The organism is Mesorhizobium sp. 1B3 (assembly GCF_050958605.1).
Classification (GTDB): domain Bacteria; phylum Pseudomonadota; class Alphaproteobacteria; order Rhizobiales; family Rhizobiaceae.
The window spans coordinates 472,124-494,519 of the sequence record NZ_JBJHDO010000003.1; the positions used below are offsets into that span (position 1 = coordinate 472,124).

The following is a 22,396-nucleotide window of genomic DNA, read 5'->3' on the forward strand; positions in this document are numbered from 1 at the left end:
AGCGACGCCGGCGACAAGCCACTTCTCCGCTTCCTGACTGTTCCACCTTTTCGGCGCATGCGCCTAACCGCAAGGGAACACGGATATGGAAGTCATTCTTCTCGAACGTATCGCTCGCCTCGGCCAGATGGGTGACACCGTCAAGGTCAAAGACGGGTTTGCCCGCAACTTCCTCCTGCCGCAGGGCAAGGCGCTGCGCGCCAACGAGGCCAACAAGAAGAAGTTCGAGGGCCAGCGCGCCCAACTCGAGGCCCGCAATCTGGAGCGCAAGTCGGAAGCCCAGGCCGTTGCCGAACAGCTGGACGGCAAGAGCTTCGTGGTCGTCCGTTCAGCCGGCGAAACCGGCCAGCTCTACGGTTCGGTGTCGACCCGCGACATTTCCGAGTTGCTGACTGCCGAGGGCTTTACGATCGCCCGCAATCAGGTCGAGCTCAACCATCCGATCAAGGCCATCGGCCTCACCAATGTAGCGATCGCGCTGCATCCGGAGGTCGAGGTGACGATCACCCTCAACATCGCGCGCACGGCCGACGAAGCCGATCGCCAGGCCAGGGGCGAAACGCTCACCACCGCCGAAGCCATCTATGGCGAGGACATCAATGAGAACGCGCGTCCGGACAACTTCTTCGATCCGAACGCTGAAGAGGCCGAAGAGGTCTGATCCCGTTTTTTGCCTTCAGCAATCAAGGCCCGGGCGGCAACGCCCGGGCCTTTTGTTTGAAGGGACTGCCCATTCTGCCTCAATAGTCAAAGCAGATTTTGTGCCAGTTGGAACTTTCCAAGCCGCGCCGATTTGAAGCAGAATGTCGCCGCTTCCCACGAAGCGTCGATTTCATTTGGGTGCCGTGGCCATGAATATCCTTCTGAGACATATCGTCGAACGTCTCGTGAGAATCGGAAATCTCAAGATTACAGGCCCTGACGGGACTACGGTTCGATTCGGAGATGGCTCCGGCGAGCCCGTTCACGTGCGGATCAAAACGCGCCACGCCGAGCGGACCATCACCTTCCACCCGACTCTGGCGCTGCCCGAGGCTTATATGGAAGGCGAGTTGGACATGGTCGAAGGCGACGTGCTTGCGCTGCTCAAGATCGCCTATCAGAACATGGGGCCTACGGGCAGCGTCGATGCTGCCTGGGCGCGCGCCATCGAGGGGTTGCGGGTAGCTTTCCGCAGACTGCAGCAAATCAACACTGCCGGCCGCGCCAAGCGCAACGTCGAACGCCATTACGATCTTTCGGGCGAGCTCTATCGGCTCTTCCTCGATGAGGACATGCAATATTCCTGCGCCTATTTCGAGCGTGGAGACATGACGCTCGAGGAGGCCCAACTCGCCAAGAAGCGCCACATCGCAGCGAAGCTGAAGATGAAGCCGGGCCAGAACGTTCTGGACATCGGCTCCGGATGGGGCGGCCTGGGGCTTTATCTGGCAAAGAGCTTCGACGCGGAGGTTCTGGGCGTCACCTTGTCGACGGAGCAGCACTCCGTGTCGACCGAGCGCGCGCGTGCCGAGGGCCTCGACGACCGGGTGCATTTCGAACTGCGCGACTATCGCAGCCTTTCGGAACGCTTCGACCGGATCGTCTCGGTCGGCATGTTCGAGCATGTCGGCGTCAATCACTACCGGACGTTCTTCGACAAGGCCGCTACGCTCCTCAAGCCCGATGGAGTGATGCTGCTCCATGCGATCGGCCGGGCCGGGCCGCCCTCCGCCACCAATCCATTCATCCGCAAGCATATCTTCCCGGGTGGCTATATTCCGGCCCTGTCCGAGGTATTGCCTCACATCGAGAAAGCCGGCCTGTTCGTCACGGATGTGGAGATCCTGCGGCTGCACTACGCCGAGACGCTCAAGCATTGGCGCCAGCGTTTCCTTGCCAATCGGGAGCGGGCCAAGGACATTTACGACGAGCGCTTTTGCAGGATGTGGGAGTTCTACCTGGCGGGTTCCGAGGCGGCATTCCGCTGGCAGGACATGATGGTCTTCCAAATCCAGCTCGCACGCAGGAACGATGCCGTGCCGATCACGCGGGATTATATCGGCAAATGCGAGAAGGCGCTCTCAATGCACGAGATCGCGCATGGTGCAACGGCGGAGCCGAAGCCGAAGCGCAGCCGGAAGAAAGTCGTATAGAAGAATAGCCTCTTGAACGAACCATTGCTGCGGGCAAGAACGTCTCGCAAGGGATAGAGACCCCGACGGTTCGTTTCCATCGAATCGGCCGGACACTCGTCCCGCTGGATTGCGAGGTTCGGTTTTTGATGACCTATCCCCTGTTTGCCGCGGCTGCCCTCGCCGAGATTGCCGGGTGTTTTGCCTTCTGGGCTTGGTGGCGGCTCGAGAAATCGCCGCTGTGGCTCGTTCCCGGCATCATCTCCCTCGTCGCCTTCGCCTGGCTGCTGGCCTTGGCGCCTACCGACGCGGCCGGCCGCGCCTATGCAGCCTATGGCGGCATTTACGTCGCCGCATCGTTGCTATGGCTCTGGTCGTTCGAAGGCGTCCGGCCTGACCGCTTCGATCTGGCGGGCGCCGCTACCTGCGTGCTCGGTGCTTCCCTGATACTTCTTGCGCCGCGCGGAACCTGAAGCCGGATGGAATTGCCCCCAGCGCTCCGCCAGGCGGTCGATCGCCTGCTCGAAGGAACCTCTCTCTCGGAACTGCAGAAGGCCGCCCGCCTTCTCTCCAGCCGATACCGGGCGGAGATTCGCGACGGTCGTCTGCATCTCGACGATCGGCTCGCCGTCAAAGCCTATCTGGCGACACGCCTGCCCGCCACCTATGCGGCCATTCGTGCCAGCCTTGACGAGATCGCCTATGCTCATCCGAATTTCTCGCCCCGCGCCCTGCTGGATGTCGGGGCGGGGCCTGGCTCAGTCCTGTGGGCGGCCGCAGACTGCTGGCCGACATTGACCGACGCGCTGATGCTCGAGGCGAGCGCAGCCGCCCGAGAAGTTGGCGAGCAACTTGGCGATACAGCCCCCGTGGCCACGACGCGTTGGCTCTCCGCCGACATCACCCGGGGCCTGCCGAAGCTTCCCCAGGCGGATCTGGTGACGCTTTCCTATGTCCTCGATGAAATCGCGCCGGCGGAGGCCGACGTCCTTGTCGACCGGCTCTGGTCCCTGACCGCGGGCGTGCTCGTCGTCATCGAGCCGGGCACTCCGGCCGGCTGGCGGCGGATCCTGGCGGCACGGGAGCGGCTCACCCGCTCGGGCGCCCATCTACTGGCTCCCTGCCCCCATACCGCGCCCTGTCCTCTCGCGCCACCGGACTGGTGCCACTTCGCGCGACGCGTCGCCCGCTCGCGGCTGCATCGGCTGACGAAGGGCGGAGATGTTCCTTGGGAGGACGAAAAGTACATCTTCCTGGCCGCCTCCCGCCAGCCGGGCGAACCCGCCGCGGCGCGCGTCCTCGCGCCACCCCGTACGGCCAAAGGCATGATCACGCTCAAGCTGTGCCGGGCCGACGCAAGCGTGGCCGACCGGACCGTGACCAAGCGAGAAGGCTTGGCATTCCGGGCGGCCCGGCGGCTCGACTGGGGCGATTCGGTCGGAACTGACGGCGACCTCGGCTGACGCTCCTTTTCAACTCCCGATCGGCAGCCACAGTTCCAGTCCACCCAGCCCAGTGCGTGGGTCGAACCCCTTTCCGTAGCGCTCGAGCGACGGCGCATCAGCCGCTGCGTGCCCGGATTTGGGGAGCCAGTCTCGCCAGATCGCATGCATCGTGTTGCGGACGGACGCGACATGGCCGCGATGGGCGAAGACGGCATATTTCTGCGGCGGCAGCCGCAATCGTGTCAGCGCCGGATCGATATCGGAAAAGCCGGAGACCTCCACGCCGCAAACATAGTCGAAGCCCTTGTCGTCGCTGTTAGCAATGACTCCGAATGCGGTGCCGCCGATCTCTCCTGGAATGTGCCCGATATGAGCCTGAAAGCGCTCCCACTGGGCCGGTATTCCGTCCATCTCTTCGTATTCGTAGCGTTGTCCAAGACCGGCGATCAGCATGGCCGCTGCATCGACAAAGCGGGGTGGTTCAAGTTTCGCGTTGAAGTTCTGTTCCATCAGTATCGGCTCCACAAGTTCGATGCCTTCCAGTTGCCCCTGCGCGCGCACTTGCTCGGGCGTCGCGCCGAACTGATCCCGAAAGGCTCGGGTGAATGCTTCATGGGAGCCGTAGCCGGCGCCCAGCGCAACCGACAGGATGTCGGGCGCTCCGCCGGCCAGCGCGCGAGCGGCTTCGCTCAATCGCCTGGCACGCAGATAACGCATGATCGACAGGCCGAGCGTCGCGGAAAAAGCCCGCGACAGATGGAATCGCGAGACGCCGCACGCCTCCGCGATTTCATCGAGGGTGACCTCGCCTCCCATATGGCTTTCGATGAACCAGAGCGCTTTGGCCACGGGATCCATGCATCACTCCCTTCAAGCGAGACTATCCTTGCTCCTTCAGGAGACCTTTCGTTTGATCGAGCTTGCTGTCCTGCCAGACAAACTTTTCCTGTTTTGTTCTCGTTTGTCCGGCGCTACGCTAATAGCGATTCGCGTCAACGTTGGATCGCGAATGAATTGCTCGCGCCTGTGGACTTCTGTGAATCCCGCGCACAAGGAGCTGCAAGATACGATTTTTTGCCCGGCCGCAATCAGTGTCTGGTACCGAGAAGCAGGGCGCGGGTGACGGGGACGACATGGCAGAGGCAGCACGGAAGATCGGCGTGGCGGAAACCCCGCTCTATCGCGAGGCGCCGAACAACATTGAGGCCGAGCAAGCCCTGCTCGGCGCCATGCTGGTCAACAACGACGCTTTTTATCGGGTCTCCGATTTCCTCAAGCCCGCGCATTTCTACGAGCCGCTGCACCGCAAGATCTTCGAGGTCGCGTCCGAGCTGATTCGGATGGGCAAGATGGCCAATCCTGTGACCATCAAGACCTTCCTCCCGGCGGACGAGAAGGTCGGCGACATGACGGTGGCGCATTACCTGGCGCGCCTTGCGGCTGAAGCCGTCACCGTCATCAACGCCGCCGACTACGGCCGCGCCATCTACGACCTGGCCACACGCCGCGCGCTGATCACAGTGGGCGAGGATATGGTCAACATCGCCTACGACGCGCCTGTCGACATGGCGCCGCAGGACCAGATCGAAGACGCCGAGCGGCGTCTCTTCGAGCTCGCGGAAACCGGCCGCTACGACGGCGGCTTCGAAAGCTTCACCGACGCGGTCAAGCTCGCCGTGGACATGGCCAACGCCGCCTACATGCGCGATGGCGGCCTTTCGGGCATTTCGACGGGCCTGCGCGATCTCGACAAGCGCATGGGCGGGCTGCAGCCATCGGACCTGATCGTTCTCGCCGGCCGTCCTGGCATGGGCAAGACGTCGCTGGTCACCAACATCGCCTTCAACATCGCCCATGCCTACGAGCCGGCCCAGCAGGCCGACGGCTCCTTCAAGGCAAAGAATGGCGGTGTCGTGGGCTTCTTCTCGCTCGAAATGTCGTCGGAGCAGCTCGCCACGCGTATCATTTCCGAGCAGACGGAAATCCCGTCCTCGAAGATCCGCCGCGGCGAGATCAGTGAGTATGATTTCGAGAAGCTCGTTGCCTGCTCGCAGACGATGCAGAAGCTGCCCTTGTTCATTGACTCGACCGGTGGCATCTCGATCGCGCAGCTCGCGGCCCGGTCGCGCCGACTGAAGCGACAGCGCGGCCTCGACCTGATCATCATCGACTATATCCAGCTCATGAGCGGCTCCTCCAAGAAGGGGGAAAACCGCGTGCAGGAAATTACCGAGATCACAACAGGGCTGAAGGCCCTGGCGAAGGAGCTCGCCGTCCCGATCATCGCGCTCTCCCAGCTCTCGCGTCAGGTCGAAAACCGGGACGACAAGCGGCCGCAGCTTTCCGACCTTCGCGAATCCGGCTCGATCGAGCAGGACGCCGACGTGGTGCTCTTCGTCTACCGCGAGGAATATTACCTCAAGAACAAGGAGCCTAAGCCCGGCACGGACGAATACATCAAATGGGAAGCCGACATGAACGAGGCCCGAGGCAAGTCCGAGGTCATCGTGGCCAAGCAGCGCCACGGGCCCACAGGCACTGTCCCGCTCGGATTCCAAGGCGAGTTCACGCGCTTCTTCGACCTCGCCGAGGATAGCCATCTGCCTGAAAGATTCGAGTAAGGCGCGATGATCAGAGACGTTTCCTGATGGCCAAGCCGCGCGTCCAGTTCGTCTGCCAGGCCTGCGGTACCGTGCACACGCGCTGGGCGGGGAAGTGTGATTCTTGCGGTGAATGGAACACGCTGGTCGAAGAAGGCACGGGTGGCGGCATCGCCGCCGGCCCTCCCGGCCTGCGCTCGCCGCGCAAGGGCCGGCCAGTCGCGCTCACGACGCTTTCCGGCGAGATCGAAGACGCGCCGCGCATCGCTTCCGGCATTGGCGAGCTCGACCGCGCCACCGGCGGTGGCTTCGTGCGCGGTTCTGCGCTTCTCGTCGGCGGCGATCCGGGCATCGGCAAATCCACGCTGCTGATGCAGGCGGCGGCGGCGCTGGCCGGGCTCGGGCATCGCATCGTCTACGTCTCGGGCGAGGAGGCGGTGGCGCAGGTGCGCCTGCGGGCCCAGCGCCTCGGCGCGGCGAACGCGCCGGTCGAACTGGCCGCGGAAACGAACGTCGAAGACATATTGGCGACTCTTGCCGAGGGACGCCGGCCGGATCTGGTTATTCTCGATTCCATCCAGACACTGTGGACCGACGTTGCCGATTCCGCACCGGGCACCGTCACCCAGGTCCGCGCCTCTGCTCAGACGGTCATCCGCTACGCCAAGTCGACGGGAGCCGCCGTGGTGATGGTCGGCCACGTTACCAAGGAAGGCCAGATCGCAGGGCCGCGCGTGGTGGAGCATATGGTCGACGCCGTGCTCTATTTCGAAGGCGAAGGCGGTCATCACTATCGCATCCTGCGGACGGTAAAGAACCGTTTCGGCCCGACCGACGAGATCGGCGTTTTCGAAATGTCTGATCGCGGCCTCCGCGAGGTGACCAATCCATCCGAATTGTTTCTCGGCGAACGGCACGCGGCGGCGCCCGGAGCCGCCGTTTTCGCCGGCATGGAGGGCACCCGACCCGTCCTGGTGGAGATTCAGGCCCTTGTTGCCCCCTCCCCCCTCGGCACGCCGCGGCGTGCCGTCGTCGGCTGGGATTCGGCACGCCTTTCGATGGTGCTTGCCGTGCTTGAAGCCCATTGCGGCGTGCGCTTCGCTACCCATGACGTCTATCTCAACGTCGCTGGCGGCTATCGCATCTCCGAACCCGCTGCCGACGTGGCCGTCGCGGCCGCCCTTGTTTCGTCGCTCACCGGACTTGCCCTGCCGGCCGATTGCGTCTATTTCGGCGAAATCAGCCTTTCGGGGGCCATACGGCCGGTGGCACACGCACTCCAGCGCCTGAAGGAAGCCGAAAAGCTTGGGTTCGCACAGGCGGTTCTGCCGCGTGGAACGGACGAGCTGGCAGGAGGGTCGGGAGCCAGGGCGTTCCAGCCGGCAGTGCTCGCCGATCTCGTGGCCCGTATCGCAGGGTCCCGGCTGCGACGAACGGAAGAAGATTGAGCCGGCGCCGGCGGCCAGAAGGTCGCATCATGGAGTGGGAACGACATGCCGATTACGCTGCTTGACGGAATTCTCGTCGGCTTCACACTGGTTTCGGCAATGCTCGCCATGGTGCGCGGCTTCTCCCGCGAGGTCCTTTCCATCGCCTCCTGGATCGCCGCAGCGGCGGCGGCCTACTTCTTCTTCCCGCAAGTTCTGCCTTATGTGCAGCCCTACATAGACCACCCGCAGTTGGCAATGGCAGCGGCGGCGGGCATCGTCTTCGTGATCGCCCTTATCGTGGTCACCGTCATCACGATGAAGATCGCTGACTTCATCATAGATTCACGTGTCGGCGCGCTCGACCGCACGCTCGGCTTCCTCTACGGCGCGGCGCGCGGGATCCTTGTCGTGGCCGTCGGAATGATGTTCTTCAACTGGCTGGTCAGCTCCAATCCGCCGGCCTGGATCAGCCAGGCGAAGTCGCGGCCCCTGCTGGAAGACATCGGTACGCGGCTGGAAGCCATGCTTCCCGACGATCCGGAAAATTCGATATTGAAGAAGCTTTCGCCACCGGGCGCGAGCGAGCCTGCTCCCGAGGCGGGTAGCGAAACAGCTCCGACGACAGGCGACGCGGAGTCGCCTCCCGCCGAAGGTACCGGCAACTGATCGGAGACCGATCTGCTTGGTGGGCCGGATTCCAGGCCCTATATAGCGGTAACAGGATGAGAGGCAGCGAGTCCCCATGCCGGACGCCACCGCAGACAAGACATTTCCCGCCGAAGCCGACGATCACTTCCACGACGAGTGCGGCGTGTTCGGCATCTATGGTCGCCAGGACGCGGCCGCCATCGTCACGCTCGGGCTTCACGCCCTTCAGCATCGAGGCCAGGAAGCCGCGGGTATCGTGTCGTATGACGGCAATCAGTTCCACGTCGAGCGACATGTCGGGTTGATCGGGGACACCTTTACCAAACAGTCCGTCATCGATCGGCTGCCGGGCAACCGCGCGATCGGCCATACGCGTTATGCCACCACCGGCGGAGCGGGCTTGCGCAACGTCCAGCCCTTCTTTGCCGAACTCTCCGAAGGCGGTCTGGCCATCGCCCATAACGGCAACATCACCAATGCCCTCACCGTGCAGCGCATGCTGCAGAAACAAGGCGCGATCTTCTCCTCGACTTCGGACACGGAGACGATCCTGCACCTGGTCGCCACCAGCAAGGAGCGTGACATCAATTCGCGCTTCATCGAGGCGATCCGCCAGCTCGAAGGCGCCTTTTCGCTGGTTGCGCTGACATCGAAGAAGATGATCGGCTGCCGGGATCCGCTCGGCATACGGCCCCTGGTGCTTGGCGATCTCGACGGATCATGGATCCTGGCGTCGGAAACCTGCGCGCTGGACATCATCGGCGCCCGCTTCGTGCGCGATATCAAGCCGGGCGAGATGGTCATAGTAACCTCCAAGGGCATCGAGAGCGTATTCCCCTTCGAGGTTCAGAAGCCGCGCTTCTGCATCTTCGAGTATGTCTATTTCGCGCGCCCGGATTCCACCGTCGAAGGCCGAAACGTCTACGATGTCCGCAAACGCATCGGTGCCGAGCTCGCCATAGAGAGCCCGGTCGAGGCCGATGTCGTCGTGCCGGTTCCGGATTCGGGAACGCCCGCGGCAATCGGTTTCTCGCAGCAAGCCGGAATCCCCTTCGAGCTCGGCATCATCCGCAATCACTATGTGGGCCGCACCTTCATCCAGCCTGGCGACTCCATCCGCCATATGGGCGTGAAGCTGAAGCACAACGCCAACCGCCGCATGATCGAAGGCAAGCGCGTGGTGCTGGTCGACGATTCCATTGTGCGCGGTACGACCAGTCAGAAGATCGTGCAGATGGTTCGCGACGCCGGCGCCAGGGAAGTGCATATGCGCATCGCATCGCCTCCGACGCGCTCGTCCTGTTTCTATGGGGTCGACACGCCCGAGAAGGCGAAGCTGCTGGCTTCGCGCATGTCGATCGCCGAAATGGCGGATTTCATCCGCGTGGATTCACTCGGTTTCCTATCGATCGACGGCCTCTATCGCGCTGTCGGCGAAGCCGCTCGCGAAAACGGCGACCCGCAATTCTGCGACGCCTGCTTCACCACCGAATATCCCACGCAACTGACCGACACCGAAGGTTCCGACAATGTGCGGACTCTGTCGCTGTTGGCCAATAGCGGCTAACGGCAACTCTTCATGCCAGGCTCAGGCGCTGCTCCTGCCTTGTCCGGTAGAGGACAGGGTGCAACCGATTAGGACGCTTCGGAAATGACCAACTCCCTCGATCTCACCGGGCGTATAGCGCTTGTCACAGGCGCCTCGCGCGGGATCGGCTATTTCCTCGCCAAGGAGCTTGCCGCCGCCGGAGCACATGTCGTGGCCGTGGCCCGAACTGTTGGTGGATTGGAAGAGCTGGACGATGAAATCAAGGCCGCCGGCGGCCAGGCGACGCTGGTGCCGCTCGACCTCACGGACATGGCCGGGATCGACCGCCTCGGCGGCGCCATCAACGATCGCTGGGGCAAGCTTGACGTGATGGTGGCGAACGCGGCCATCCTTGGAGTGATATCGCCGATCGGTCATGTGGAAGCCAAGGTGTTCGACAAGGTGATGGCGATCAACGTCACGGCCACGTGGCGGCTGATCCGGTCCGTCGATCCGCTGCTGCGCCTGTCCGATGCCGGCCGGGCTATCATCATGTCTTCGGCTGCCGCCCATTCGGCGCGCGCCTTCTGGGCCCCTTACGCCGCCTCGAAGGCTGCCGTCGAGGCGCTTGCCCGTTCCTGGGCCGACGAGACCAGGAACTCGCCGCTGCGTATCAATGCGGTCGACCCCGGTCCGACACGCACGGCCATGCGGGCGCAGGCCGTCCCAGGCGAAAACCCCGCCAGCTTGCCGCATCCCTCGGAAATCGCGGCGCGGATCGTCGGGCTCGCAAGCCCTTCATTGACGGAGACCGGCCTGATCTACAATGCCAGGCAGGAACGTTTCACGACTTATCGGATCCCGGAATAGCCATCGCCAGGTTCACCCCTCGCTGCGCAGTCCACGATGAGCTCCGCGCTGCAGGCTCAAAAAAGTAATATTCAACGAGCCTCTTGCCATGCCCTTCCTGTCACCGCGTGACAGTGGCCAATCGCTGCGCCGCACGCAGTCGTGATTTGGCCGGGACTCTGCCTCGCTCTAGCCTTTGTAGAAGGCGGGACATTGCGGAGGACCTAGATGAAGCGCACCATTCTTTTGGCGTCATACGCGCTCCTGGGCATGGCAGGAACCTCTGCCGCACAGGATGCGTCCATGAGCTTTTTCGTGACCAGTCAGGGCCCGGGCAAGGGCGCCGATCTGGGTGGGTTGGAGGGCGCGGACGCGCATTGCCAATCGCTGGCCGAGGCCGCGGGCGTTTCGGGCAAGACCTGGCGTGCCTACCTGTCGACAGACAACACCAACGCGCGCGACCGGATCGGTTCAGGTCCATGGCACAACGCCAAAGGCGAAAAAATCGCCGATGATGTCGCCGCGCTCCATTCGGATCAGAATGGGATTACCAAGCAGACAGCGCTCGATGAAAAAGGCAATGTCGTCCAGGGTCGGGGGGATCAACCGAATCGCCACGACATCCTGACCGGCTCGCTTCCGGACGGAACGGCGGCGGATCAGACCTGCAATAACTGGGCAAGCGACGGGGAAGGCGCGGCGATGGTCGGTCACCACGACCGAATGGGCCTCGACGATTCGGCGGCTGCCAAGTCGTGGAACTCGTCGCATCCATCGCGTGGTTGCGGTCAGGAAGCCCTGCGCGGCACCGGCGGCGACGGCCTGCTCTACTGCTTCGCCGCGAACTGAGGCTGAGCCAATATTCTCCCGGATTTGGGTATAGCGCGCCGGGCGATCGGCGCGCCATAGAAGGGTTCGCAGCCAGGAATCCCACCCCATGTCCGCCCTGTCTCTCCCGGCGTCCCGGAGCCACGTCTACGCGGGCATCCTGCTGACAAGCATTTCCTACTTCATGTTTACTGTGCACGACGCGGCCGTGAAGCTTCTGGTTGCGGCCATTCCCGTATGGCAGGTCCTGTTCTTCCGCAGCATCACGATCCTGATCGGCTGCGTGGTTTTCGGCGGACGAGATGTCTATGCGGAAGCCTTTCGCTCGCCGATCATCAAGTCTATGTTCTTGCGATCCTTCCTGATCCTCGGCGCCTGGCTATGCTACTATACAGCCGCGCGCGACCTGCAGCTCGCCGAACTCACCACGATCTACTACGCCGCGCCGGTGATCGTCACCGTGCTGTCGGTCGTTCTGTTGAAGGAGCAGGTGCCGTTGCCGCGATGGGCGGCCGTGCTCATCGGCTTTGTTGGCGTCTATCTTGCTTGCAACCCCGCGACGCTCGGCTTCTCCGCGCCGGTGCTGCTCGTGCTTCTCGCGGCCTTCCTTTGGGGCCTTGCCATAGTGCTTCTGCGCAAGATCGCGCTTCGCGAGAAGACCATCATCCAGATGATCCTGAACAACATCTTTTTCCTCGTCACGGCGGGGCTGCCGCTTTTTTATCTGTGGCAGACGCCGTCTTGGAACGAGACATTGCTGCTGTTCGGCGCAGGGATCATCGCCGGCCTGGCCCAATTCACGTTGTTCGAAGGAATGAAGCGGGCGGAAGCATCGGTCGTTGCGCCCTTCGAATACACGTCGCTGATCTGGGCGTTCCTGCTGGGCTATCTGATCTGGGCCGACGTCCCACGCCGTGAGGTCTTTGTTGGCGCCGCGCTGATCATGGGTGCGGGCTTTTTGATCATCGCCGGCGAGCATTTCCGCAGGCGAGATCTGCCGCTTAAAAAATAGTTCGACCGTCCTGGGAACCTTTTTACGCTTCTCACGTTTGTGTGGCTGGACGGGCTGTCCCCCACCCCCCCTTACCCCCTCAGGCCCGTCCCTATACTTCGGCCGGCCCAGCAGGGCCGGCTTTTCTTTCGGTGCCATGATGAGGAACAACACATTGGCGAGGGTCTATACGCGGATTCCGCGCTGCTTTATCGTTACGACGAAATTCTGGGGTCCCGGAGAGGGGCTTCTTGACGGATCATCCGAAACTCTGGCGCGGCAGCTCTGGAGATAGGAGCTTGTAGAGCCGCATTGACCTTCCCGCTGCTTCGGCTACCCTTTTCGAGGAAGCGGTCGGATTGAGAGCCGCGGCGAGAGGCTGGGAGGTTCGGAATGATCCTGACCGTTACTTTGCTCCTCGGCCTCGTGGCTGCCTATCTGGCGATCGCGGCGATCGAAGTGATGCGGCTCGGCATCAGCTTCCGGCAAGCGTTCTTCTATGTTCCATTCAAGTTCCTCTATCCGATCGCCGATCGCCGGGTCCTCGTCGCCCGGCAAGCCGAACCGCCGGTGATCTATGCTGTCGTCCATCAGTCCCGCATAGATCCGGCGATGATGCTGGCCCTGCTCCCGCAGGACACGCTCCACATACTCGACCCCGACTCGGCGTCGGCGGCTTGGCTCGAGCCGTGGCGCGAGCTTGCGCGCACCATCGCTTTCAACGCCGAGCACGTTTTCGTCAGCCGCCGGCTCGTTCGCCATCTGCGCGGCAAGGGGCGGCTGGCGGTTTATTTTCCCGACGCGGTCGAGCCGGACACAAAGACGTTCCGCCTCTACAGGGCCGTTGCCCGGATCGCGTCAAAAGCCGAAGCCAGCATCGTACCTATCTTTATCGGCGGTGCCCGCCATCTCCCCTTCTCCCTGGCGACAGCCGAGCGGGCGCCCCGCCGATGGTTCCCGACCCTCCGGGTGGGCGTTCTGGAGCCGGCGACGCTTTCCGAATTGGCAGAGCGGCGCGGAACCCCGCAATCGACCCTGTCGAACACGTTGTTCGATCGGGTCGCCGAGGCACGCTTGGCAGGCGTCGATCGATCGCGCAGCCTGTTCCTTGCTTTGCGCGAGGCCGCCTTCCGCTTCGGCATCCACCGAAGCCCGCTGGAAGATGTCGCCAGTGGCCGTCTTGACTGGCGCCGACTGTTCGTCGAGGCTCGCCTGCTCGGCAACCGCTTTGCCTCTACGACCGCCCCAGGGGAAGCGGTCGGCCTCATGCTGCCGAACGCCAATGCACTCGTCGTTTCACTTGTCGGTCTGTTCTCGGCCGGCCGCGTCGCGGCCCTTATCAATTATACGGCCGGTCCAGCCAGCGTAACATCGGCGGTACGCACCGCCGTCGTCAGAACGATCGTCTCGTCCCGCGCCTTCGTCCAAAAGGCCGGTCTCGCCGACATCGTCCTTGCGGCCGAGCAAGGCGGCGCCAAGTTCATCTGGCTGGAAGACATCAGCGCCGGCGCGACAATCATCGAGAAGATGGCAGCAACGTTGTTCTGGCGCCTGCCGTTGGCCCGCCAGGACGCGGAAAAGCCAGCGATCATCCTGTTCACGTCCGGCACCGAAGGCTCTCCCAAGGCGGTGGTGCTGTCACATCGCAACCTGTTGGCCAATGCCATGCAGGCGGAGGCGCGGATCGCGATCTCACCGCTGGATACGCTGCTCAACGTGCTTCCGGCGTTCCATTCCTTCGGGCTCACCGGCGGCACCCTGTTACCCATGCTGACAGGCGTGCGCCTGTTTCTCTATCCCTCCCCGCTTCACTATAAGCTCATCCCAGGCGTCGCTGCCCGGGTGAAGCCCACGATCCTCTTCGGCACCGACACCTTCCTGACAGGCTACGCACGGACCGCGTCGGACAGCGACTTCTCCAGCCTGCGTCTGGTCGTCGCCGGCGGCGAACCTGTAAGAGGGGAAACCCGCCGCATCTGGCGTGAAAGGTTCGGAGCGGAGATCATCGAGGGATACGGCCTTACCGAAGCGGCCCCGGTCGTCGCCGTGAACTCCATCCTGCACAATCGCGACGGCACGGTGGGGCGGCTCTTGCCTGGCATGCGCATGCGCCTGGAGTCGGTCGAAGGCATCGGCGATGGCGGACGCCTATGGGTTTCCGGACCTAACGTGATGATGGGCTACATGACAGCGGAGCGCCCCGGCGAATTGCAATCCTCCGCCGACGCCAGTCATGATACGGGCGATATCGTTACGATCGACCGCGAAGGCTTCATGACGATCAAGGGCCGGGTCAAACGCTTCGCGAAGATAGCTGGAGAGATGGTGTCTCTCGGCGCGATCGAAATGCTTGTTCAGGCGCTTTGGCCGGAAGACATGCATGCCGTGGTTGCCGTGCCCGACCAGCGGCGCGGCGAACGCGTCGTGCTCGTGACGACCGCCGAGGCGGCCGAAGCCAGCACGCTTCGCCAATATGGCAAGGAGGTCGGCGCCGATGCCCTGCTCATCCCGCAGGACATCATAAAAGTCGACGCGATACCGATGCTCGGTACGGGCAAGACCGACTATGCGGCAGTTCGCCGGCTAGCCCTTGAACGCCTGGGCCTGAACGCCGCGGCCTAGACCTCAGGCGGAACGACAGCCGCGGCCGAATGCTCGGCCTCCTTTCGTGCCGTCCTCGCATAGGCCGCCGCACTCAGGGGCAGGAAGACCAGATAAGCCAGGACCGAGGCAGTCAAGGTGTACCAGGGATAGGCCGCAAGCAGCAGCACATAAGCCACGACGCCCAGGATCAGCGGCAACACCAGATCGCGACGCACGCGCACGCCGAATTTCTTGCCGGAAAAGACGGGCACCCGGCTGATCAGCAGGATGGCTATCAGGATCGTGTAGGCCGAACTGGCAAAGGCGAAAATACGGCTGCTCTCGACGCCGAGGAAGCCGAGATAGGCGGGCAGCATCACGAGCGCCGCCCCGGCCGGCGCCGGAACGCCCACGAAGTAATCGGCCTGCCAGGCCGGCCGCTCCTCGTCTCCGAGCAGGACGTTGAAGCGGGCAAGCCTCAAGCCGCAAGCAATGGCGAAGAGCAGTGCCGCTATCCAGCCCGGGGATCCCGCCACATCGAGCAGATAAGCGTAAAGGACAAGCGCGGGCGCCACCCCGAAATTGACGATGTCGGCGAGCGAATCCATCTCCGCGCCGAATTTGGACGACGCCTTCAACGCACGGGCGATGCGCCCATCGATGCCGTCGAGCAGAGCCGCGATGAGGACAAGCACCACCGCCGTCTGGAAGCGGCCTTCGAAGGCCATCCGAATGCCTGATAGGCCCGCGCAGATCGCAAGCACCGTGATCAGGTTGGGAATGATCAGCCTGAGTGGTATCTCATGAATACGCGGCCCGCCCTGTCCATGCGGCTGGAATGGTTTGAAGGGCGGACGCGCCATGAACTCTCCTAGAGCATTTTTGCAGCCAAGTGGAATCACTTGGCGCTGCACAAACGCGGCTGAACAAATACTAGAGCCGGAGGGACCGTTCTACCTGAGCGCATCCAGCTCTATGAAACCGTGACGAGGGGTGCGGCGACATCCCCGCCGAACTCTGCGATGACCGTCTCACCAGCCACGGCCGTCTGGCCGACTGCGACGCGCGGCGCCGCATTGGGCGGCAGGAAAACGTCGACGCGCGAGCCGAAGCGGATGAGGCCGAAGCGTTCGCCAACGCCGACATTTCCCCCGGCTTCCGTCCAGCACACGATTCGTCGCGCCACGAGTCCGGCGATCTGGACGGCGGCGACTGTTCCGTTCGGGCTGTCGATGACGACGCCGTTGCGCTCGTTCTCGGTGCTCGCCTTGTCGAGATCCGCATTGAGGAACTTGCCCGGCCGATGTTCGACCCTGATCACGCGCCCACGCACGGGAGCGCGGTTAACATGGCAGGAAAACACGTCCATGAAGACGGAAATGCGAGTCATCTCGCTTCCGCCCAGACCGAGTTCGCGCGGCGGAACGGCCGGCCCGACGGCCGAGACCACGCCATCGGCAGGGCTGATGACGAGGCGATCGTCGACCGGAGTGACGCGCTGCGGATCACGGAAAAAATACGCACACCAGGCAGTCAGGATCAATCCGATCCAGAAGAGCGTATAGGAAAGCAGCGCCAGCACCAGCGTAGCCGCGGCGAAGGCGGCGATGAACGGGTAGCCCTCGCGGTGGATCGGCACAAATGTCTTGCGGATCGTATCGGCAATGCTCATGACCGGCTCCGTGAGGAATTCGCGCCTGATTAACCGATATGGCCCAATGCCGCAACGCAGGATGGCACAGTGTCCTGCTCATACCAACGACCCTGGATGCTGAAACATCCAGAGTGCCTCAGGCGCCGACATGGCCATCCGGGCCGCTTGGCTTCGCACCACGCATCGGCCCGAACCAAAAGTTCGGAAAGCACGATGCGTTCACTCAAAGCGGCAGAGCGTTCTTGCGCGTCCGAATGGACACGCGGCGCTCTGCCAGGCGCGGCGCGCAGTCGCGCGCTCCAACCGCCAATCTTTCAAACCTCGGCGGTCCGGCGCCGCACCACGACCCCTAATTCGTCCGCCTCGCGGGCGATCCGCAACCGCTCCTCGGCTTCCGTCGCCTCGCGCTGGCGGTCCCACATGGCCGCATAGAGGCCTCGGGCGCGCAGCAGGCTCTGGTGCGTGCCGCGTTCGGCGATGGTTCCGTCCTGCAAGACGATGATCTCGTCGGCGCCGATCACCGTCGAGAGACGGTGTGCGATCACGATCGTCGTCCGCCCGCGGCTGACGAGATCGAGAGCCGCCTGGATCTCCTGTTCCGTGTGCGTGTCGAGCGCCGAAGTCGCCTCGTCGAGCATCAGGATCGGTGGCGCCTTCAGGATGGTGCGCGCGATGGCGACGCGCTGTTTCTCGCCGCCCGAGAGCTTCAGCCCCCGCTCGCCGACCATCGATTTGTAGCCGTCGGGAAGACGCTCGATGAAGCCGGATATCTGCGCCAGTTCGGCGGCTTTAGAAACCTCTTCCTCGCCCGCATCCGGCCTTCCATAGCGGATGTTGTAGGCAATGGTATCGTTGAACAGGACGGTATCCTGAGGGACCATGCCGATCACGGAGCGCAGGCTTGCCTGGGTGACGTCCCGGACATCCTGCCCGTCGATGAGGATGGAACCCTTCTGGATGTCGTAGAAACGGTAGAGAAGGCGCGAAATCGTCGACTTGCCTGCCCCGGACGGCCCGACCACGGCGACGGTCTTGCCGGCCGGTACCGTGAAGGAGACTCCCTTGAGGATCGGGCGCGCCCGATCGTAGGCGAAATAAACATCGCGGAACTCCACCTTGCCCTCGCTGACGACCAGCGGTTTGGCATCCGCGCGGTCGGTCACCTCCTGCGGCACGTCGAGCAGGTCGAACATGTTCTCGATGTCGGTTAGAGCCTGGCGGATCTCGCGATAGATCATGCCGATGAAGTTCAGCGGAATGGAAAGCTGCATCAGCATGGCGTTGACGAAGACGAAGTCGCCCACCGTCTGGGTACCGGCCCGTACTTCCAGCGCCGACATCACCATGATGATCGTCATGCCGATGCCGAAAATAAGGCCCTGGCCGAAGTTCAGCCAGCCGAGCGACGTCCATGTCTTCGTGGCGGCAATCTCGTAACGCGCCATCGAACGATCGAAGCGCTCAGCCTCCATACGTTCATTGTTGAAATATTTGACGGTCTCGAAGTTGAGAAGCGAATCGATCGCCTTGGTGTTGGCGTCGGTGTCGGAATCGTTCATCTCGCGCCGGATCGCGATGCGCCAATCGCTGGCCCGGACAGTGAACCATGTATAGAGCCAGACAGTGGCCGCAATTACCGCGACATAGAGCCAGCCATAGGCAACCGCGAATATGACGGCGGTAAGGGCGAATTCGAGCACGGTCGGCGCCGTGTTCAGCATCGTGAAACGGACGATCGAATCAATGCCCTTGGTACCGCGCTCGATGATGCGCGAAAGGCCCCCGGTTCGCCTTTCCAGGTGAAAGCGCAGCGACAGGTCGTGCATATGCACGAAGGTCCGATAAGCAAGTTGCCGGACTGCGTGCTGGCCGACCCGGGCAAAAAGCGCATCGCGGAGCTGATTGAGGCCCAGCTGGACGATACGCACGCCATTGTAGGCCACGACGAGCATCACAGGCGCGAGCAGGACAGCCGGGAGCGCGGGCAGGCTTTTGGCGTCATTGGCCAAGCCGTCGGTCGCCCATTTGAAGAAGTAGGGCACCGTCACGAGGACGAGCTTCGCCGCGACCAAGAACACCGTCGCCCACACCACGCGTGCCTTCAGGTCGGCGCGATCTGCCGGCCACATATAGGGCCAGAGATTGGCGATGGTCCTCAGCGTCGAGCCGGATTCGGCAGAAACAGTCTTGGCCACGTCGCTGTCACTTCTTCTTATGGTTTTCCGGAACACTGCAACCCGACGGCGCCACGCAGCAGGTCTCAAGGAGCGTTGAGACGGCCTGGAACAGCCTCGCCGCAGCATCGCGATCCACGGCATAAAGCGAGCGTTGTCGCTCCGGTGCGTAACGCACCAGCCCCGCAGAGACCAGCACTTTCAAATGTTGCGAAACAGTCGACTGGGCAAGATCGAGGGTGTCGACGACATCCTTGCAGCAACAACAACCCTGCGACGACAGATGGCGAAGGATGGCGATGCGCGCCGGATGCGCGAGCGCCGCGAGCTTGGCAGCGAGGCTATCCGCCGGCTCTGCTGGGTCGTGCTCGAAAAATGCGCTGCCTGACAACTCCATCGTCCATCGCCGATATAAGATGAACGGCGGAATTGCAATCGCTATTGGGAGGGTTTGGCGGTCATCTGCTCGCCCATGGCCTTCATGTCGGCAGTTTCGCCCTCTTTTGTACGCTCGGGGACAGAGAAAACCTGGCCGGGCCAGATCCGATCAGGATTCGCAATCTGGTCCTGGTTGGCGAGGTAGATCGTGGAGTAGCGGATGCCCCGTCCATAGACCCGACGCGAAATGCGCCACAGCGAGTCGCCCCGCCGGATAATGACTGCGCTTGCAACAGCTTCAAGCTTTGGTGCAGTCGCCTCCGGAGAAACAATCGCCTCCCGAGCCGGTTGCACTGCCTTCAGCGTTGCATTGGGATCGTGAACCGGTGGCGCCGCTTGAGCTGGCTCGTCCGTTGGCGCGACGGCCGCAATCGTCTCACCCGGCTCGCGCTCGAACGGCACTGCAGCGCGCGCCATGACTTGGAGTCCGTCGTCGCCCAAGACGTCGGCTCGTATCATATAGTTGCCGACCGGCAGTTCCCGCTCGGCCTCCACGAGGAAACGCCCGTTGGGTGCAGCCTTGGCTTCGCCCAACAGCATCTCGTTGGCGTAGACCCGTACGCTCCGCCCAGGCTCGGCCCTGCCAGCCACGAATATCTTCTTTCCTTCGATCTCCACCGCCTGCACCGCGACGGCAGGCGCCACAGCCTTTTCCGGCTTAGCCGCTGCTGTCGCATCGGAAGGTGCTGCAGCAGCTTGCTGCTGAGCCGGCGGCTCGGACGTCGGCGCGCTTTGGCTGGACTTCGCAGGCTCCTCCGGCCTCGAAGGTTCAATTTGCTTGAGGGGCGCCGTCGCCTGAGGCGCAGGATTCGGAGCGGTAACCACCTCCGACGCCCTGCCGGGCGTCTCGACCATTGCAAGCACCTGGCCGCTAGACGTTTCAGGAACGGATACAATCGCCGTTTCAGCCGATGCCAGGGGCGACGCGCCGGGGGCAGTGGAGCGCAAGGTGAACTGGTAGTCGCCCGGTTTCAGCGGCTTGTCGAGAACGATCGCGAAATCACCGCTCGCATCAGCCTTGGCCGTGCCGACGACTTGTTCGCCGACGAGCATCTCGACTGACGCCTCTGGGTCGGCCTTGCCCGCAACGACCACCGAACCATCGGGCTCGACCCTCACCACGTCGAAGGCGGGGACGACAGGCCCGCTGGCTGGCGGCGTCTGCTTGTCTGACGGCTTTGCAGGCGTGGCCGGCTGCTCGGGAGCGGACAGGCGTCCAGCCGTCGTCGCTGCATCCGGCTGGGGCACCGCCACCAATTGCCCCGATCGGGTGTAAAGATAAGGGTCAAGGGCCCCGGACACATAGGCGGTCCCACCCGCCGCGACCGTGCCGCCGGCGAGAAAGAGAAACGCCTTCCATGGATTTACGACCATTCCGTCCTAAGCCCCATTAGCCACCTCACCTTGCTCTACAGTCTTTTCCGAAAACCGACAAGAAAAGCCGCCGAGCCCTTGACCCCGTCCCAAGATGAACTCAGATGGAATTGTCCAATCCCGTGGCGAGGGTCCGAAGAACTCATGAACACGATCCGTTCCGTCTGCGTCTATTGCGGCTCCTCGCCTGGCCAGGACGATGCATATGTCCGCTCGGGCCAGGCACTCGGTCGGGCCATCGCCGCAGCGGGCCTGCGCCTCGTCTATGGCGGCGGCACGAAGGGCATAATGGGCGCCGTCGCTGACGGAGTGATCAGAGCCGGCGGCAAGGTCACCGGTATCATTCCCCGCTTCCTCATCAGCAAGGAAGCGACTGAAGCTGCTCTTTCCCGCCTCGACGAACTCGTGATCACCGAGAACATGCACGAGCGCAAACATACAATGTTCGAGAAATCCGACGCCTTTGTGGCGCTGCCCGGCGGCATCGGCACAGTCGAGGAGATCGTCGAGATCATGACCTGGGCGCAGCTCGGGCGCCACCGCAAGCCTATCGTCTTCGTCAATGTGCGCGGGTTCTGGAACCCGATGCTGGCGCTGCTGGACCACATGCGCACGGAGGGTTTCGTCCATAGCAGCCACCTCGTCCAGCCGATCGTCGTCGACGACCCGGATGCGGTGATCGCGGCCATACTGGCGGAGGCCGTGGCTGACGGTGTCCCATCCAGCGGAGTAAGCTCGGTCATCGACAAGATGTAGCGGGCTGGGCGATCCGCCTCAGGCGGAGCGGCCGCGAAAGATCGACCAAGTATAGATCGCCAGCGCCGCCCAGATCAGCCCGAAAGCCACAGCCCGCACTCCGCCGAACGGTTCGCCGAAGACGAAGACCGCGATCAACAGCACGATCGACGGGCCGATATATTGCATCAGGCCCAACGTCGAAAGACGCAGCAGCTTGGCGCCGAAAGCATAAAGCAGCAACGGGATCGCCGTGACCGGGCCGCAGAGCAGAAGCAACGTGACGTCATCGGGTGAAGACACGTTGAAATGCCCTTCACCGCGCCCTTGCAGCCACAGGATATAGGCGAGCGCCGGCAGGCACAGAATCAGCACCTCGAGGAAAAAGCCCTGGCTCGGGCCGATGGGTAGCGTCTTGCGCAGGTAACCATAGACGGCGAAGGTCAGCGCCAGGGCTAGCGAAACCCATGGCAGGCCTCCCGCATAGATCGTCAGGATCACCACGGCCAACGTTGCCAGTCCGACTGCAAGGATCTGCAACTTGTTCAGCTTTTCGCCAAGCAACGCCGATCCCATGACCACGCTCATCAGTGGATTGATGTAGTAACCGAGTGCCGTTTCCACTGCCCGATCGACAGCGATCGCCCAGACATAGATGCCCCAGTTGAGCGTGATGATCGACGCTGTCACCGCAGCCATCAGCAAGGCGCGCGGCGACCTGATCGCCACCTTGACGTCTGCCGTCCTGCCGAGGAGAAGAAGCGCAAGCCCGGCGAGCGGCACCGACCAGACGATACGATGGGCAACCACTTCCACAGCGGGAATATGGTCGACCATCTTCATGAAGATCGGCAGCACGCCCCAGAGCGTATAGGCGCCAAGAGCAAACAGGAAACCGCGCGTGGCTGCCCTTTCAGCGTTGTCCGATGAAGTCTGAATAGTCATGAAGGGTCTATGGCCCCGCCTCTTTCAAAGCGCTATCCAAAACTTCTGATGGCTCATCGC

20 protein-coding genes are annotated in these 22,396 nt (G+C 62.9%); 13 read left to right on the forward strand and 7 right to left on the reverse strand.

The window, feature by feature from the left end:
• Positions 1-85: 85 nt before the first annotated feature.
• From rplI to ACCO56_RS11395, 4 genes are all read left to right on the forward strand, one after another.
• Positions 86-661, forward strand: coding sequence for a 50S ribosomal protein L9 (rplI, locus tag ACCO56_RS11380; protein WP_433640638.1), 576 nt, complete (start codon positions 86-88; stop codon positions 659-661).
• A 190-nt stretch (positions 662-851) separates the two neighbouring features.
• Positions 852-2,135: a class I SAM-dependent methyltransferase gene (locus ACCO56_RS11385; RefSeq protein ID WP_433640640.1), complete on the forward strand. Its 1,284-nt coding sequence runs from the start codon at positions 852-854 to the stop codon at positions 2,133-2,135.
• Positions 2,136-2,263: 128 nt separating this feature from the next.
• Positions 2,264-2,587, forward strand: coding sequence for a YnfA family protein (locus ACCO56_RS11390; RefSeq protein ID WP_433640641.1), 324 nt, complete (start codon positions 2,264-2,266; stop codon positions 2,585-2,587).
• Positions 2,588-2,593: 6 nt separating this feature from the next.
• A complete protein-coding gene (locus ACCO56_RS11395; protein WP_433640643.1) occupies positions 2,594-3,577 on the forward strand; it encodes a small ribosomal subunit Rsm22 family protein in 984 nt (327 codons plus the stop codon).
• 9 nt (positions 3,578-3,586) lie between these two features.
• On the opposite strand, the gene ACCO56_RS11400 is transcribed toward ACCO56_RS11395, so the two are convergent.
• A complete protein-coding gene (locus ACCO56_RS11400; RefSeq protein ID WP_433640645.1) occupies positions 3,587-4,417 on the reverse strand; it encodes an AraC family transcriptional regulator in 831 nt (276 codons plus the stop codon).
• Positions 4,418-4,692: 275 nt separating this feature from the next.
• On the opposite strand from ACCO56_RS11400, the gene ACCO56_RS11405 reads away from it, so the two are divergent.
• From ACCO56_RS11405 to ACCO56_RS11440, 8 genes are all read left to right on the forward strand, one after another.
• Positions 4,693-6,180: a replicative DNA helicase gene (locus tag ACCO56_RS11405; protein ID WP_433640646.1), complete on the forward strand. Its 1,488-nt coding sequence runs from the start codon at positions 4,693-4,695 to the stop codon at positions 6,178-6,180.
• A 26-nt stretch (positions 6,181-6,206) separates the two neighbouring features.
• Positions 6,207-7,607: a DNA repair protein RadA gene (gene radA / locus ACCO56_RS11410; protein ID WP_433640648.1), complete on the forward strand. Its 1,401-nt coding sequence runs from the start codon at positions 6,207-6,209 to the stop codon at positions 7,605-7,607.
• Positions 7,608-7,652: 45 nt separating this feature from the next.
• Positions 7,653-8,255, forward strand: a complete 603-nt coding sequence (locus ACCO56_RS11415) for a CvpA family protein (protein ID WP_433640649.1) — start codon at positions 7,653-7,655, stop codon at positions 8,253-8,255.
• 76 nt (positions 8,256-8,331) lie between these two features.
• Complete coding sequence (gene purF, locus ACCO56_RS11420) at positions 8,332-9,804, forward strand: amidophosphoribosyltransferase (RefSeq protein WP_433640650.1); 1,473 nt, start codon at positions 8,332-8,334, stop codon at positions 9,802-9,804.
• An 84-nt stretch (positions 9,805-9,888) separates the two neighbouring features.
• Positions 9,889-10,635, forward strand: a complete 747-nt coding sequence (locus ACCO56_RS11425) for an SDR family NAD(P)-dependent oxidoreductase (RefSeq protein WP_433640652.1) — start codon at positions 9,889-9,891, stop codon at positions 10,633-10,635.
• 207 nt (positions 10,636-10,842) lie between these two features.
• Positions 10,843-11,463 carry a hypothetical protein gene (locus ACCO56_RS11430; protein ID WP_433640654.1) on the forward strand — a complete coding sequence of 207 codons (621 nt, stop codon included), beginning with the start codon at positions 10,843-10,845 and terminating at the stop codon, positions 11,461-11,463.
• Between the two features lie 88 nt (positions 11,464-11,551).
• Positions 11,552-12,454 carry a DMT family transporter gene (locus ACCO56_RS11435; RefSeq protein WP_433640656.1) on the forward strand — a complete coding sequence of 301 codons (903 nt, stop codon included), beginning with the start codon at positions 11,552-11,554 and terminating at the stop codon, positions 12,452-12,454.
• 372 nt (positions 12,455-12,826) lie between these two features.
• Positions 12,827-15,055 (forward strand): AMP-binding protein, encoded by a 2,229-nt coding sequence (locus ACCO56_RS11440; protein WP_433640658.1) that lies wholly within the window; start codon positions 12,827-12,829, stop codon positions 15,053-15,055.
• Here ACCO56_RS11440 and pssA read toward each other — a convergent pair.
• The 5 genes from pssA to ACCO56_RS11465 form a co-directional block, all read right to left on the reverse strand.
• Positions 15,052-15,879, reverse strand: a complete 828-nt coding sequence (pssA, locus tag ACCO56_RS11445; protein ID WP_433640659.1) for a CDP-diacylglycerol--serine O-phosphatidyltransferase — start codon at positions 15,877-15,879, stop codon at positions 15,052-15,054. The genes ACCO56_RS11440 and pssA overlap by 4 nt on opposite strands.
• 110 nt (positions 15,880-15,989) lie before the next feature.
• Positions 15,990-16,688 carry a phosphatidylserine decarboxylase gene (locus ACCO56_RS11450; RefSeq protein WP_433640661.1) on the reverse strand — a complete coding sequence of 233 codons (699 nt, stop codon included), beginning with the start codon at positions 16,686-16,688 and terminating at the stop codon, positions 15,990-15,992.
• Positions 16,689-16,984: 296 nt separating this feature from the next.
• Entirely contained in the window at positions 16,985-18,865 is a 1,881-nt protein-coding gene (locus ACCO56_RS11455; protein WP_433640662.1) for an ABCB family ABC transporter ATP-binding protein/permease, read from the reverse strand.
• Positions 18,866-18,872: 7 nt separating this feature from the next.
• Positions 18,873-19,241, reverse strand: a complete 369-nt coding sequence (locus ACCO56_RS11460) for an ArsR/SmtB family transcription factor (protein ID WP_433640664.1) — start codon at positions 19,239-19,241, stop codon at positions 18,873-18,875.
• A 41-nt stretch (positions 19,242-19,282) separates the two neighbouring features.
• The gene (locus ACCO56_RS11465; protein ID WP_433640666.1) at positions 19,283-20,656 is read right to left on the reverse strand and encodes an Ig-like domain-containing protein; all 1,374 of its coding nucleotides are present in this window, start codon (positions 20,654-20,656) and stop codon (positions 19,283-19,285) included.
• 144 nt (positions 20,657-20,800) lie between these two features.
• Here ACCO56_RS11465 and ACCO56_RS11470 point away from each other — a divergent pair, with 144 nt between their 5' ends.
• On the forward strand, positions 20,801-21,412 hold the full coding sequence (locus ACCO56_RS11470) for a TIGR00730 family Rossman fold protein (RefSeq protein WP_433640667.1): 612 nt from the start codon (positions 20,801-20,803) through the stop codon (positions 21,410-21,412).
• 18 nt (positions 21,413-21,430) lie between these two features.
• Here ACCO56_RS11470 and rarD read toward each other — a convergent pair whose 3' ends face one another.
• Positions 21,431-22,336 carry an EamA family transporter RarD gene (rarD, locus tag ACCO56_RS11475; RefSeq protein WP_433640669.1) on the reverse strand — a complete coding sequence of 302 codons (906 nt, stop codon included), beginning with the start codon at positions 22,334-22,336 and terminating at the stop codon, positions 21,431-21,433.
• Positions 22,337-22,396: the final 60 nt, after the last annotated feature.

Bases quoted from the DNA above. Each gene is read 5' to 3' on its own strand.
- ACCO56_RS11470 (WP_433640667.1), top strand. From the start codon at position 20,801: ATGAACACGATCCGTTCCGTCTGCGTCTATTGCGGCTCCTCGCCTGGC.
- pssA (WP_433640659.1), bottom strand. From the start codon at position 15,879: ATGGCGCGTCCGCCCTTCAAACCATTCCAGCCGCATGGACAGGGCGGG.
- ACCO56_RS11440 (WP_433640658.1), top strand. From the start codon at position 12,827: ATGATCCTGACCGTTACTTTGCTCCTCGGCCTCGTGGCTGCCTATCTG.
- ACCO56_RS11450 (WP_433640661.1), bottom strand. From the start codon at position 16,688: ATGAGCATTGCCGATACGATCCGCAAGACATTTGTGCCGATCCACCGC.
- ACCO56_RS11400 (WP_433640645.1), bottom strand. From the start codon at position 4,417: ATGGATCCCGTGGCCAAAGCGCTCTGGTTCATCGAAAGCCATATGGGA.
- rplI (WP_433640638.1), top strand. From the start codon at position 86: ATGGAAGTCATTCTTCTCGAACGTATCGCTCGCCTCGGCCAGATGGGT.
- ACCO56_RS11425 (WP_433640652.1), top strand. From the start codon at position 9,889: ATGACCAACTCCCTCGATCTCACCGGGCGTATAGCGCTTGTCACAGGC.
- ACCO56_RS11395 (WP_433640643.1), top strand. From the start codon at position 2,594: ATGGAATTGCCCCCAGCGCTCCGCCAGGCGGTCGATCGCCTGCTCGAA.
- radA (WP_433640648.1), top strand. From the start codon at position 6,207: ATGGCCAAGCCGCGCGTCCAGTTCGTCTGCCAGGCCTGCGGTACCGTG.
- ACCO56_RS11460 (WP_433640664.1), bottom strand. From the start codon at position 19,241: ATGGAGTTGTCAGGCAGCGCATTTTTCGAGCACGACCCAGCAGAGCCG.
- ACCO56_RS11430 (WP_433640654.1), top strand. From the start codon at position 10,843: ATGAAGCGCACCATTCTTTTGGCGTCATACGCGCTCCTGGGCATGGCA.
- ACCO56_RS11415 (WP_433640649.1), top strand. From the start codon at position 7,653: ATGCCGATTACGCTGCTTGACGGAATTCTCGTCGGCTTCACACTGGTT.
- purF (WP_433640650.1), top strand. From the start codon at position 8,332: ATGCCGGACGCCACCGCAGACAAGACATTTCCCGCCGAAGCCGACGAT.
- ACCO56_RS11390 (WP_433640641.1), top strand. From the start codon at position 2,264: ATGACCTATCCCCTGTTTGCCGCGGCTGCCCTCGCCGAGATTGCCGGG.
- ACCO56_RS11405 (WP_433640646.1), top strand. From the start codon at position 4,693: ATGGCAGAGGCAGCACGGAAGATCGGCGTGGCGGAAACCCCGCTCTAT.
- ACCO56_RS11385 (WP_433640640.1), top strand. From the start codon at position 852: ATGAATATCCTTCTGAGACATATCGTCGAACGTCTCGTGAGAATCGGA.
- ACCO56_RS11465 (WP_433640666.1), bottom strand. From the start codon at position 20,656: ATGGTCGTAAATCCATGGAAGGCGTTTCTCTTTCTCGCCGGCGGCACG.
- rarD (WP_433640669.1), bottom strand. From the start codon at position 22,336: ATGACTATTCAGACTTCATCGGACAACGCTGAAAGGGCAGCCACGCGC.
- ACCO56_RS11435 (WP_433640656.1), top strand. From the start codon at position 11,552: ATGTCCGCCCTGTCTCTCCCGGCGTCCCGGAGCCACGTCTACGCGGGC.